General features: G+C 65.1%; 11 protein-coding genes and 1 tRNA gene. 4 read left to right on the top strand and 8 right to left on the bottom strand.

The window, feature by feature from the left end; genetic code table 11:
- Nucleotides 1–23 precede the first annotated feature (23 nt).
- The gene (locus L7H23_RS01970) at nt 24–1,448 is read right to left on the bottom strand and encodes an FAD-binding oxidoreductase (RefSeq protein WP_237837686.1); all 1,425 of its coding nucleotides are present in this window, start codon (nt 1,446–1,448) and stop codon (nt 24–26) included.
- 185 nt (nt 1,449–1,633) lie between these two features.
- Here L7H23_RS01970 and L7H23_RS01965 point away from each other — a divergent pair, with 185 nt between their 5' ends.
- A complete protein-coding gene (locus tag L7H23_RS01965; protein WP_237837685.1) occupies nt 1,634–2,152 on the top strand; it encodes a hypothetical protein in 519 nt (172 codons plus the stop codon).
- A gap of 117 nt (nt 2,153–2,269) precedes the next feature.
- Nucleotides 2,270–3,652, top strand: coding sequence for a DEAD/DEAH box helicase (locus L7H23_RS01960; RefSeq protein ID WP_237837684.1), 1,383 nt, complete (start codon nt 2,270–2,272; stop codon nt 3,650–3,652).
- Between the two features lie 12 nt (nt 3,653–3,664).
- Here L7H23_RS01960 and L7H23_RS01955 read toward each other — a convergent pair whose 3' ends face one another.
- Nucleotides 3,665–4,681, bottom strand: a complete 1,017-nt coding sequence (locus tag L7H23_RS01955) for an NADP-dependent oxidoreductase (RefSeq protein ID WP_237837683.1) — start codon at nt 4,679–4,681, stop codon at nt 3,665–3,667.
- 93 nt (nt 4,682–4,774) lie between these two features.
- On the opposite strand from L7H23_RS01955, the gene L7H23_RS01950 reads away from it, so the two are divergent.
- A tRNA-Ala gene (locus L7H23_RS01950) sits at nt 4,775–4,850 on the top strand.
- Nucleotides 4,851–4,873: 23 nt separating this feature from the next.
- On the opposite strand, the gene L7H23_RS01945 is transcribed toward L7H23_RS01950, so the two are convergent.
- The 4 genes from L7H23_RS01945 to L7H23_RS01930 form a co-directional block, all read right to left on the bottom strand.
- Nucleotides 4,874–5,923: an aspartyl/asparaginyl beta-hydroxylase domain-containing protein gene (locus L7H23_RS01945; protein WP_237837682.1), complete on the bottom strand. Its 1,050-nt coding sequence runs from the start codon at nt 5,921–5,923 to the stop codon at nt 4,874–4,876.
- Between the two features lie 52 nt (nt 5,924–5,975).
- On the bottom strand, nt 5,976–6,887 hold the full coding sequence (locus L7H23_RS01940; protein ID WP_237837681.1) for a DUF4349 domain-containing protein: 912 nt from the start codon (nt 6,885–6,887) through the stop codon (nt 5,976–5,978).
- Nucleotides 6,888–6,961: 74 nt separating this feature from the next.
- Nucleotides 6,962–9,274, bottom strand: coding sequence for a UvrD-helicase domain-containing protein (locus L7H23_RS01935; protein WP_237837680.1), 2,313 nt, complete (start codon nt 9,272–9,274; stop codon nt 6,962–6,964).
- Between the two features lie 48 nt (nt 9,275–9,322).
- Nucleotides 9,323–10,192 carry a DUF2520 domain-containing protein gene (locus tag L7H23_RS01930; RefSeq protein ID WP_237837679.1) on the bottom strand — a complete coding sequence of 290 codons (870 nt, stop codon included), beginning with the start codon at nt 10,190–10,192 and terminating at the stop codon, nt 9,323–9,325.
- A gap of 115 nt (nt 10,193–10,307) precedes the next feature.
- On the opposite strand from L7H23_RS01930, the gene L7H23_RS01925 reads away from it, so the two are divergent.
- Entirely contained in the window at nt 10,308–11,573 is a 1,266-nt protein-coding gene (locus tag L7H23_RS01925; protein WP_237839309.1) for an MFS transporter, read from the top strand.
- Here L7H23_RS01925 and rsmD read toward each other — a convergent pair.
- Both rsmD and L7H23_RS01915 read right to left on the bottom strand, forming a co-directional pair.
- Nucleotides 11,560–12,102 (bottom strand): 16S rRNA (guanine(966)-N(2))-methyltransferase RsmD, encoded by a 543-nt coding sequence (gene rsmD, locus L7H23_RS01920; protein ID WP_237837678.1) that lies wholly within the window; start codon nt 12,100–12,102, stop codon nt 11,560–11,562. The two genes, L7H23_RS01925 and rsmD, sit on opposite strands and share 14 nt — an antisense overlap.
- Entirely contained in the window at nt 12,099–12,947 is an 849-nt protein-coding gene (locus L7H23_RS01915; protein ID WP_237837677.1) for a pseudouridine synthase, read from the bottom strand. Before L7H23_RS01915 ends, rsmD begins: the two co-directional genes overlap by 4 nt.
- Nucleotides 12,948–13,020 lie beyond the last annotated feature (73 nt).

The following is a 13,020-nucleotide window of genomic DNA, read 5'->3' as shown; positions in this document are numbered from 1 at the left end:
GATGGCGCGAACCGTCCTGCAGCTCAGGCGATCAGCTTGCCAGGATTGAACAGACCGGCGGGGTCGAGCCCGGCCTTGATCGCGCGAAGCGCCGCGAGCCGCGCCGGACTGTCGAGTTCGGCGAATATGTCGCGCTTCATCTGGCCGATACCATGCTCGGCAGAGATCGAACCGCCCAGTTCGATGACATGGGAGTAGACGATCCGGCTGGCGGTTTCCCCGTGCTCGACGAGCCATGCCGCACCGTCGGTATCGACCGGCGGCTGGACGTGATGATGGACATTGCCGTCACCGAGATGGCCGAACGAGAGCGCGCGCACCCCGGGAAGCGAGGCCCGGAGACGCCCCGGATTAGCGGCGATGAAGCGAGGCATCAGATCTACAGGGACGCTGATATCGTGCTGCAGGGCCGGCCCCTCGGCGCGTTCGGCTTCGGAAATGGAATCGCGAATCCGCCAGAAATCCTCGCTTTCGCGGTCATTCTTGGCGATCGCGACATCGCGGATGAGCCCGGCGTCGAGCGCCGCGCCAAGCTCCACCTCAAGGGCGGCCGCCAAGGCTTCCTCTTCGTCGCCTGCAAGTTCGACGAGCGCATACCATGGGTGCCCGTCCGGCAGCGGATTTCGCGTGCCGGGAATGTGCCGCAGCACCGCCTCGATGCAGATGTGCGGGATGATCTCGAACCCCTCGAGCGGACCGCCGATCGCAGCGTCGAGGCGACGCAGCAGCGCGAGCGCCGCGTCCGGAGAATCGAGCCCGATCCACGCCGTCTGCCGTGCCGTGGCCGCGGGGACGAGCCGGAGACAGGCGGCTGTGACGATGCCGAGCGTTCCTTCAGCTCCGCAGAGAAGGTGGCGAAGATCGTATCCGCGATTGTCCTTTTTCAGAGGCGCGAGCCCGTCGTAGATGCTACCGTCGGGAAGTACGGCCTCGATCCCGGCGACCAAGGCGCGCATCGTACCGTGGCGCAGCACCTGCGTGCCGCCGGCGTTTGTCGACACCAGCCCGCCGATCGTCGCCGATCCCTTGCCGCCGAGAGTGAGGGGGAAGCGCAGCCCGTGATCGAGAACGGCATGATGGAAATTCTCGAGAATGACGCCGGCTTCGGCGATCGCGATGCCGGCGGCCGTGTCGATCTCGTGAATCCGGTCCATTCGCCGCAGACTGAGCAGCAGTTGATTGCCGCTCGGGTCGGGGGTCGCCCCGCCGACCATGCCGCTGTTGCCCCCTTGCGGCACGAGAGCGACGCCTTCGGCAGCGCAGAGGCGGACGATTGCCGCAACCTCTGCAGTTGTGGCCGGCGACAGCATTGCCACGGTGGCTCCGCGATATTTGCCGCGCCAGTCGGTCAGCCACGGGTTCAGGATATCGGGATCTGCGGTATAGCCTTTCGGCCCCAAAAGGTCGTTCAGCGCCTGAAGCAATGCGGTCGAGGGCGCCCGCGTCATGCCGGGGCCTTCCCCGCCGGGGCTCGACGATTGCGCGAAGGGGCTCGACAGCAATTCATTTCGTGTTCAATCATGGCTGTTAGAGAGGGCATTGGACGAATATCCTGTTTTCGTCCAGCATCGATGCGGGAGCCACAGGTGTACATCATCCGTCGTCACGACGCCGAAAGGGCGACAGCGCCGCTGTGCTGACGATTGCGGCCCTGTGGATGATGGTTGCGGGCCCCGCAGCCGACGCGCCCACGGCGCCCGAGCCTCCGGTTGCGGTGTCGATGCCCGCGCCTGACGTGCCGGCTTCCTTCTGGCAGGTCGTGATCGAGCAGCAGCTGATCATCCGCGTTCCGGCGCAGCGCTCGTCGCTCAACAATTTCGGTTCCGCACCGGCTCCCCAAATGCGCGCGCCGCAGGTTCCCATGGAATGGAAGGAAAAGAAGGCGCCGAAATGCGTCGCGATGCGCAACATCCTGGGAATGCAGGCTGCGCAGCGCGACAGCATCGACATCATCACCCGCCAGAAACAGCGTCTTCGTGCCCAGCTCAACCGCGGCTGCCGTGCGCTCGATTTCTATGCGGGCTTCTATATGCAGGGTACCAAGGACGGGCAACTTTGCGAGGATCGCGACCAGATCCACGCCCGAACCGGGGCGAAGTGCGAGATCGACAAATTCCGCCTGCTGGTCGCCGTCCCGCGCGACGAGGACTGAATCGCAGGCGAATTATCGCCTTTCCTTGACTTTTCATCGCATCTTCCCCTAGGGGCGCCCCCAGCAACGGTTGGCGTGGGACGCCGTGCTGAAACATTTTCCGGACAGTTTGACCCTATGAAATTTGCCGACCTCGGCCTTTCCGACGAACTTTTGCGTGCCGTGACCGAGTCCGGCTACGACGAGCCGACTGCGATCCAGGCGGGGGCGATCCCGTCCGTGCTGATGATGCGCGACATGATCGGCATCGCGCAGACGGGGACGGGCAAGACCGCGTCCTTCGTGTTGCCGATGATCGACATCCTGGCGCACGGCCGCACGCGTGCGCTGATGCCGCGCTCGCTGATCCTCGAGCCGACGCGCGAACTCGCAGCGCAGGTCGCGGAAAACTTCGAGAAATACGGGAAGTATCACAAGCTCTCGATGGCGTTGCTGATCGGTGGCGTGCAGATGGGGGATCAGGTCAAGGCGCTCGAAAAGGGCGTCGACGTGCTGATCGCGACCCCGGGCCGGCTGATGGACCTGTTCGAACGCGGCAAGATCCTGCTTACCGGCTGTAACCTGCTGGTGATCGACGAAGCCGACCGGATGCTCGACATGGGCTTCATCCCCGACATCGAGAATATCTGCACCAAGCTGCCCGCGAATCGGCAGACCCTGCTTTTCTCGGCGACGATGCCGCCGCCGATCAAGAAGCTGGCCGACAAGTTCCTGTCGAACCCGAAGACGATCGAGGTCGCGCGTCCGGCGAGCCGCAACGAGAATATCGAGCAGTTCGTCGTCAAGACGTCGGAGCGTGGCAAGCGCGATACGCTACGCGGGCTGATCGAGGCCGAGGACATCGGCACCGCGATCATCTTCTGCAACCGCAAGACGACGGTGCGCGAACTGGCGAAATCGCTGCAGCGGCACGGGTACAAGGCCGGAGAAATCCATGGTGACATGGATCAGTCGAGCCGCATTGCCGAGCTCGACCGGTTCAAGGCCGGCACGATCAACATTCTGGTGGCTTCGGACGTCGCCGCACGCGGGCTCGACGTGAAGGGCGTCAGCCACGTCTTCAACTTCGACGCCCCCTGGCATCCCGACGATTATGTCCACCGGATCGGTCGTACGGGCCGCGCGGGCGCGAAGGGGCGGGCGTTCACTCTCGTGACACCGTCGGACGACGAAGCACTCGACAATATCCAGAAACTGACCGGCTATCAGATTCCGGTACACGATACGGGCACGGCCGAGGCCAGGCCGGATCGGCAGACCGACGAGCGCGAACCCCGCCGCGGCCGCTCCGAGCGTGGCGGGCGCCGCCCTGCCAAGGCCGACAAGGAACCGGTGCGCGCCGAAGAGAAGCGCACGGCCCCGAAAGAAGAGAAGCGCGTGTCGCCGAAGAAGGACGAGCGTCGCAAACCGGCGCCCGCTTCGCGGCAGGACGACGATGGCCCCGACGACGGCTGGAACGGCCCGATGCCCGGCTTCCTGTCGGTGGGCTTCGGCGGCTGATCCCGTCCGGCCTCAGAGCCGGACGAGCATTTTCCCGATATTCGCGCCCGAGAAAAGACCGAGAAAGGCCTCGGGCGTCGCTTCGATCCCGTCATATACGGTTTCGCGGATCGTCACCGCCCCGCTGGCGATCAGCCCGCCCATGTCGGCATAGAATTCCTCCATGCACTCGATGAACTGGTCGGTGTAGATAAAGCCTTCCATGCGGATGCGCGCGGGGATCGAGCGGATGATATATTTCATCTCCTGCGGCTTGCCGTCGTTGTAGACGTCGATCATCCCGCAGATCGCGAAGCGCGCGAAATCGTTGGCGACCGCGAAGGCGGCGTCGAGGTGCTCGCCGCCGACATTGTCGAAATAGACGTCGACGCCGGACTTCCCGAGCCCTTCAAGCGCCTGAGCAAGCTGGGGCAGGACGGCCCCCGCTTTATAGTCGATTACCGCGTCGGCGCCGAGATCCGACACCCATGCGCATTTCTCCGCGCCGCCCGCCGAGCCGATCACCGTCATCTCGCGCGCCTTGGCGATCTGCACCACGGCCGAGCCCACCGCGCCCGCCGCCGCCGAAACGAAAACCGTGTCGCCGGGCTTTGCCGCCGCAACGCGGAGCAGTCCTATCCATGCGGTGCCCCCGGTCAGCCCCATATTGTGAAGGAAGGTCTGCGGCGACATGCCGCCAGCCAGCAGCTCGGCGGGCAGCTTGTTGGGCATCATGTCGAGACCGATGATTCCGCCCTCGCGCCAGCCGCCCATGTGAAGGATCATGTCGCCGGGGGCGAACCCCTCCATCGTGCTTTCGAGCACTTCACCGATCGCGCCGCCGGTCATCGGCTGGTCGATCTGGAAGCTGGCGGCATAGCTTTTCGCGTCGTTCATTCGCCCGCGCATATAGGGGTCGACCGACAGCCAGTGATTGCGGACGCGAAGCTGATCGGCTTCGAGCGGACCGTCAGGCAGTTCGCGAAGTGCAAAATTGTCCGCTGTCGGCAGTCCCTGCGGACGGCTGGTCAGATGCCATGCCTTGGCCATAATCCCCACACCCCCTTTTTGCCGGCGCTGGTGGCTAGGGTCAGAAAAGCCGTTGCCACTGTCAATCTGTATCGTTAAGAGCCGCCCGGTCGCGGGGCCGTAGCTCAGATGGGAGAGCGCTGCAATCGCACTGCAGAGGTCAGGGGTTCGATTCCCCTCGGCTCCACCAGCGACCTTTCTCCCCCGAATTCCTTACGATTCGCTATAGCTGTCGATGGCGGAGAATATACGCGTCAGCTGTTCGCGCTCGTCGGCGTCGATGTCGGGGCGCCAGATTTCGAACAGCAGGACGGTGCGGTCGCTCGTCCCGCGATTCCAGGCTTCATGCTCGAAACTGTCGTCGAAGATCGTCAGTTCGCCCTCGCGCCATTCCCGCGTTTCTGCACCGACGCGGAGACCACAACCTTCCGGCACGATCAGCGGCAGATGACAGATCAGCCGCGTATTGAGCATGCCGTGATGCGGCGCGATGTGCGTGCCGGGCGTCAATCGCGAAAAGAGCGCGAGCGGCGCTCGCCCCGGAATGACCGGCTGTGGCGCCTTTGCCAGAGCGGCGAGCGCTTGCGGACAAAGGTCCGCCATGTCGTCCGCGACCACGCCTTCCCGCCATAACCACGCCGCGCCCCAATCGGGCTTGTCGAGCAGGGGATTGTTCGGCGGCGGCCGATCGGGGCTGGCGGTCACATAGGGACCGAAACGATCGGATGCCGCATCGATCAGCGCCAGCAATTCCTTGCGGATTGCATCGGTCGCCGCCTCCACCGCCGGGACCCAGTCGAACTCTGCGCGGTCGAAAAAGCCACGCTGCGCAAGGCCGGGGAAATAGAACATGCTCGGCTGCTGGACATAGAGCGGTTGCTCGCCGGCGAGCATGCGCAGAGCTTCGGCCACGCGCGGCGTCGCGCCGCGCTGGTCGATACCGGCGTTGCGAAGCTGGCCGAGCAGATGGTCCGCAAAGGCGCGTTCGGTGGTTGCCAGATATTCTTCTGCGCGCCGAAGCCCCGAATGCAGGGCGGGGGGGACGCTTCGCGCCTGCGCCGCCGTGCCCAGCGCCAGGCGATAGAAGCTGCCTGCCGCGCGGTCGTCCTGCAGGCGTCGCTTGAGTTCGGCCATCGCCAGCATGGCGGCGATATTGCCGCGGTCGGCGCGGATGGCACTGTCGAGCGCTGCGGCTTCCGCCTCCACGTCGCCGCGGCGATGGGCGTCGCGTGCCTGGTCCAGCCATGAGGTTTGCCCCGTCATCGACGAAGCCATACCGCAGCACCCGACCTTTGCAAGCGACGCCCTGCCGTCGTCAGCTTGCGGGCGGGGTGGCGGGGTCGCTCGCCCCGGGCTTCGTGTTCCGCATCTGACGCCGGACGGCGGTCATGAAACGGCTGCGCCAGAAGGCGATGACCAGCATTGCAAGCACGCCCCACGGAAGCACGACCGCGCCGAGCGTCAGAATGAAGGTGAGGGCGGTGCTGCCGCTGCGCATCAGCGTTTCGCCAGCGTCGGAGAAGGGGTTCTCGTGGCCGATGCCGGGCAGGCCGCCGTCGCTGACATAGTTGAATGCGACGCTGGTCCAGGCGATTCGCGCTTCGCCGGAGCGGCGGCTCTGGCGCTCGTCGCCGACCTGGCCGCGGAGCTGACCGATCTGCGCCAGGATTTCGGCGCGTTCGCTCTTGCTGAGGCCGCCGGCCTTCAGCCGCTCTTCCAGACGTGCGATTTCGGCTTCGGAGCCTGCACTGCGTTGCTGCGAAGCGAGGATTTCGGTGCCGACGTCCTCGCCGGCAACGCTGGCATCCGCGAGCACGCCCTCGGCCTTCTCGACACTCTCGATGGCCTTTGCGCCGAACTTGCGGGCGATGCCCGGTTCCAGCTTGAACTGGGTTTGCGCCTCGACGAGTTTCTCGTCGGTCAGCTGGTAGCGCACATCGACGATGCGACACCGCTGGACGCCGAGCGTTTCGCACGCGGCGGCATGTTCTTCCTGGACTTTCGAAATCAGCTTGTCGGCAAGGCGGAAGGTGTAGGCATAGTCGAACGCGACGCCGGGAGCCGCTTCGACGCCGATCCGAGGCGTAGCGGCGGCATCGGCAGAGCCGCCTTCTTCGGCGACACTCTCGGCGGCGGGGGTATCGGTCGTCGCAGCTTCGTCGGCTGGCTTTTCGCCGCAGCCGACCAGGGCGAGCGCCATCGCGCCCGCTAAGAGCTTATTTCGCATGCAGATTCTCCCAAAACGCGACTCGTTGGCCGCGGGAGACGGCATATCATAACTGATATAGTTGACAATAGAATTCAGGCGGCTCGCACGAAGCCGTCCAGAACCTTCTTGCTGCCAGCCTGATCGAACTCGACGTCGAGCTTGTTGCCGTCGATATCGACGATCTCGCCATAGCCGAACTTTTCGTGGAACACGCGCATCCCGATCGCAAGGTCGGAGCGGGGTTTGGCGCCGACCGAGGCGGCTGGACCGCGTTCGCTGGGGGCGGGGGCCCGCGTGACGGTCGATGACGAGGCGACAGCGCGCTGCCACGCCGGCCCACGCGTCATGGTGCGCGATGGCTGGCGTTCGGCGACATGCGCGAAGGGATCGCCCTGCGCCGACCAGTTCGCGCGCCACAGGCTCTGCCCGCCGCCGAAGCTGTTTTCGCTGTCGACATGTTCGGGCGGGATTTCCGCGATGAAGCGGCTCGGGATGCTGCTCATCCACTGGCCATAGATACGCCGGTTCGCGGCGTGATAGATGCTCGCGCGCTGGCGTGCGCGCGTGATCGCGACATAGGCGAGACGGCGTTCCTCTTCGAGGCTGGCGGTGCCGCCTTCGTCCATCGATCGCTGCGACGGAAAGACGCCGTCTTCCCAGCCCGCGAGGAAGACATGGTCGAACTCCAGGCCCTTGGCGGCGTGGATCGTCATGATCGTCACCGTCTCGGTCTGGTCGTCATTGTCGCGGTCCATCACGAGGCTGACATGCTCGAGAAAGGCTTCGAGTGACTCATATTCCTCCATTGCGCGGACGAGCTCGGACAGGTTCTCGAGCCGCCCCGCCGCTTCGGCACTGCGATCGGCCTGCAGCATCGCGGTATAGCCCGACTCGTCGAGGATCAGCTGGGTCAGCTCGGGATGCGACAGCTCGTTCGCCTTGCCCTGCCAGCTGCGCATCTGGGCGATAAAGTTTGCGAGCTGGCGGCGCGCCTGCGGGGTCAACTCGTCGGTTTCGGTGATCCGCGAAGCGGCATGGAGTAGCGGCGCGCGCTCGATCCGCGCGAACTGGTGGATACGCGCGAGCGCCTTGTCGCCGAGACCGCGCTTCGGGACATTGACGATCCGTTCGAAAGCGAGGTCGTCGGCGGACGACTGAACGAGGCGGAGATAAGCGAGAGCGTCACGGATTTCGGCGCGCTCGTAGAAGCGGAAGCCGCCGACGATGCGGTAGGGCATGCCGATCGCGATGAAGCGGTCTTCGAACTCGCGCGTCTGGAACTGCGCGCGGACGAGGATGGCGGTGCGATCGAGGCTGACCTTGCGGTGCTGGAGAGTCTCCAGTTCCTCGCCGATCCGCCGCGCCTCCTCGGGACCATCCCATACCCCGACGACGCGCACCTTGTCGCCGGCATCGAGATCGGTCCACAGTGTCTTGCCGAGCCGGTCGCTGTTCTGTGCGATCAGCGCGGATGCGGCGGCGAGGATCTGCGGCGTCGAGCGGTAATTCTGTTCGAGGCGGATCACCGTCGCCCCCGGAAAATCCTTTTCGAAGCGCAGGATGTTCGCGACCTCGGCGCCGCGCCATGAATAGATCGACTGGTCGTCGTCGCCGACGCAGCAGATATTTTTCCGGGATTGGGCGAGCAGCCGCAGCCACAGATACTGGCTGGCGTTGGTGTCCTGATATTCGTCGACCAGCACATATTTGAAGCGCTGCTGATACTGCTCGAGCACGTCGCGATGCGTCTTCAGGATGACGAGCATGTGCAGCAGCAGATCGCCGAAATCGCACGCGTTCAGCGTCTTCAGTCGCGCCTGATAGAGCGCATAGAAATGCTGCCCCTTGCCATCGGCATAGGCTTCCTTGTCGGCGACATCGAGATCGGCGGGTGTCAGCCCGCGGTTCTTCCACTTGTCGATGAGCCCGGCGAGCTGGCGTGCAGGCCAGCGTTTCTCGTCGAGTCCCTCGGCCTGGATGAGTTGCTTGAGGACGCGGAGCTGGTCGTCGGTATCGAGAATCGTGAAATTGCTCTGCAACCCCACAAGCTCGGCATGACGGCGGAGCATCTTCGCCGCGATACTGTGAAAGGTGCCGAGCCAGGGCATGCCCTCGACCGCATCGCCAATCATCCGCCCGATGCGTTCGCGCATCTCACGCGCCGCCTTGTTCGTAAAGGTCACGGCGAGGATTTCGGACGGCCACGCGCGCCGGGTCGCGATGATATGCGCGAGCCGGGCGGTCAGCGCCGCGGTCTTGCCGGTGCCCGCACCCGCGAGCATCAGCACCGGACCTTCGGTCGTCAGCACGGCCTGCCGCTGCGGGCCGTTGAGGCCCTGCAGATAGGGCGGGTCCGACGGGTCGGGGCGGGTCAGATCGGGCGTCGAGGCGGGGAGGTGGTTCACGCGCGAACGATTAGGGAACAGCGGCCGCGCTGTCCAGTGCGCGGAGGCTCAACCGAGCACGTTGTGGAGCGCCGCAACGTCAACGGGAGCGCCCGCGCGTTCCAGCTCGTCGACCGTCGCAAGCGCCATCGCGCGATAGGCCGGCAGCAGTTCGGGGCAATCGGCAGCGAGCGCTGAAATATGGCTCGCGACCGTCTGCGCATCGCCGCGCAGCAACGGTCCCGACAATGCGTCGAACCCGCGATCGAGGCTGTTTTCCAGTGCGGCGCGAACCAGCGGTGCGATCAACGCTTCGGGATCGGCGACGCCGGCCCGTGTCAGCGCGTTCGATGCCCCGGCAAGCAGCGTCACGAGGTGGTTCGATGCGTGGCAGAGCGCCGCATGATAGAGCGTCCGCTGTGCCTCGCCGATTTCGACGGCCGTCCCGCCGAGCATCGCAACGATATGCTGCGCTTTCGCAGTTGCCTGGTCCGATGATCCCGTGATCGCAAATCGCGCTTCGGCCATTCGCGCCACTTCGCGTTCGGGATGTCCCGTGAATGTCATCGCCGGATGGATAGCTGCTGTCAGCGCGCCATGTGAGCGGAGCGGTTCGAGGATCGCCGCGCCGCTGCGTCCGCTGACGTGAAAGACGAAGGGCGCGCTCCCTGCTGTCAGCATCGGCGCCAGTTCGTCGATCACCGCCGCGATCGCGTCGTCGGACACCGCAATCGCGATGACATCGCAATCGACCGCGATCCGGTGAATCGACACCGCGACCTCGCTGCCGGTCGCAGCGGAGGCTGCGCCGAGCTTCTCGAGCGAGCGCCCCCACATCAGCGGCGGCTCGACCGAATGGCCGGCAAGCCCCAGCGCGAGTGCCTGCGCGGCGCGTCCTGCGCCGATGATGCCGAGTTGCTGGACCGGAGGGCTTTCCATCAGGCAACCTTAGCGCGAGCCGCGCCGCTTCACCAATGTCGATACGCCTTGCGTCAAAGCGGCAAAGACGCTCAAAGCGCGCCGACACACTAGGGGAGGGGCATCACCCGTGGATCTGGCACCCTATCGCGCGCACCGACGCATATTGACCGCGAGCCTCGTCGGCACCGCGGTCGAATTCTATGATTTCTACATCTACGCCACAGCGGCTGCGCTGGTGTTCGGCCCTCTGTTCTTTCCCGTCGAATCGGCGTCAGCGCAGCAGATGCTCGCCTTCATGAGCTTCGGCCTGGCCTTCTTCGCCCGGCCTGTCGGCGCGATTGTGTTCGGCCATTATGGCGACCGGATCGGGCGGAAGTCGACGCTTGTCGCGTCGCTGATGCTGATGGGAGGGTCGACGCTGCTGATCGCCTTTCTGCCGACCTATGCGATGGTCGGCTGGGTCGCACCGCTGCTGCTCTGCATCCTGCGTTTCGGGCAGGGTTTCGGGCTCGGAGGAGAGTGGGGCGGCGCGGCATTGTTGGCGGTCGAAAATGCACCGCCGGGATGGAAATCACGCTTCGGCATGTTTCCGCAGCTCGGCGCTCCGGTCGGATTCATCGCCGCGAACGGGTTGTTCCTTCTTCTCGGCCTGACGCTGAGCGATCAGGATTTCGCCAGCTGGGGCTGGCGCATTCCGTTCCTCTTTTCGGCGTTGCTCGTCGGACTGGGGCTCTGGGTGCGGCTCAGGATCGGCGAGACGCCCGACTTCGCCGAGGCGCTTGAAAAAGATGCACCGGTCGGCGTGCCGATCGGCGAGTTGCTGCGCCACCATTGGCTTGCAACCCTGGCAGGCACGTTCGCGGTCGTCGCCTGCTTCGCCATCTTCTATCTCGCGACCTCTTTCGCCCTTTCGCACGGCACGAAGGAACTGGGCTATCCGAAGGAGGCATTCCTTCTGGTCCAGCTCGGCGCGATCCTGTTCATGGCGGGTGGGATCATTTTCGCCGGCTACGCGAGCGATGCATCGAGCCCGCAGCGTATCCTGACGTGGGGCTGCGGCGCGACGATCCTCGTCGGCTTCCTCTTCGGGCCGGCGCTCGCGTCGGGAAGCTGGACGATCATCTTCGCCGGCCTCGCGACTTCACTGTTCGTCATGGGGTTGGTCTATGGCCCGCTCGGCAGCTGGTTGACGTCGCTGTTTCCTGTGCGCGTGCGCTACACGGGTGCGTCGGTCACCTTCAACGGCGGCGGCATCTTGGGCGGCGCGATGGCGCCGATCGCCGCGCAGGCGCTTGCAGACGGGCACGGGACGGCCGCAGTCGGGCTGTATCTGGCCTTGGCAGGCGTCGTCAGCTGGTTCGGGCTGTTGATGGTCCGTCGCGCCGCTACGCCGGCCTGAGCAGGGTCAGCTTCGCCTTGCCGACCTTCCGCTCGGTTTCGACCTCGAAGCCCGCGACTTCGACGGTTTCCTTTCCCGATGTCTCGATCGAAATCAGGCTGTCGGCGCCGATCCAGCCCAACCGATTGAGCTTGTCGAGCGCAACGCTGCCTGCGCCGGTATCGTAAGGCGCGTCGAAAAGGATCAGGTCGAAGCTTCGTTTGGCCGGACCGAGGCCGAGCACCGATCCCGCGCGCACGTCGGCGCGTGCGGACGCGCCGAGCGTTGCAAGATTTTTCTTCAGCGCGTCGAGCGCGTCACGGTCCTGTTCACCGAACAGGCAATGCTCTGCACCTCGCGACAGCGCCTCGATCCCGAGCGCACCCGAGCCTGCGAACAGGTCGGCGACGTAGAGGCCCTCGAAACTGCCGACGCGGCTTGCGAGCATCGAGAACAATGTTTCGCGCGTACGATCCGCTGTCGGCCGCGTCGCGTCATTCTTGGGCGCGAGCAATTTGCGGCCGCGCCATTCGCCCGAAATCACCCTCATTTGCTAAGGTAGCGACGGAACTGGAACAATTCGTCGCGCGGGACAATCTCGACCCCGCCCATGTCGAGCCCTTCAAGTGTGAACTGGCCATAACGCGTGCGGATCAGGCGGCTGACTTGCAGGCCCAGATGTTCGAGGACGCGACGGACCTCGCGGTTCTTGCCCTCAGTCAGCATCATCTCGATCCACTGGTTGCGCCCGGTACGGCGTTCGAGATTGGCGTCGATCTTGCCATAGCGGATGCCGTCGATCTCGATCCCCATGACCAGCTCTTCAAGCTGCTCCTGGCTGATGTCGCCAAAAGCGCGTGCGCGATAGGTGCGTTCGACCCCGCTGGCAGGCAGTTCGAGCTGGCGCTTGAACTCGCCGTCGTTGGTCAGGAGCAATAACCCCTCGGTATTATAGTCGAGGCGCCCGACGGGCATCAGGCGCGGCAAGCCCTTCGGCAGGATGTCGTAGATCGTTTTGCGGCCCTTGGGGTCGCGCGCAGCCGTGAGGCATCCGGCAGGCTTGTGGAAGCGATAGAGTCGCGTCGACACAGGTTTGGCGACCGGATTGCCATCAACCGTCAGACCCTCGAGCGACGCGAGGAGCGGTGCAGGCTGGGCGATCGTCTCGCCGTTCAGCGCGATGCGGCCTTCCTCGATCATCCGCTCGACATCGCGGCGCGAGCCGACACCGGCGCGGGCGAGCAGTTTTGCGATGCGCTGCGGTCCATCCTCGCGCTCGGGTTCGGCCTTCAATTTGCGCGGGGGAGCGTCGGCGCGGGCGGCACGGCGGCCGCGCGGGGCATCGCGCTCGGGGGTCGAGCGGGGCGTGTTACGGGGTGGGCGGCGGGTCGTCATCGGAACGGATGCGGCTTTCTTGTCGTTTTTGGGCACAGAAGTGTTGCGTTGTGATCACGCTCATAGCCGGAAA

This window comes from Sphingopyxis sp. BSN-002 (assembly GCF_022024275.1).
Classification (GTDB): domain Bacteria; phylum Pseudomonadota; class Alphaproteobacteria; order Sphingomonadales; family Sphingomonadaceae; genus Sphingopyxis.
Note: the sequence above shows the minus strand (reverse complement) of the source record. Positions and strands in the feature narration are given on the sequence as shown.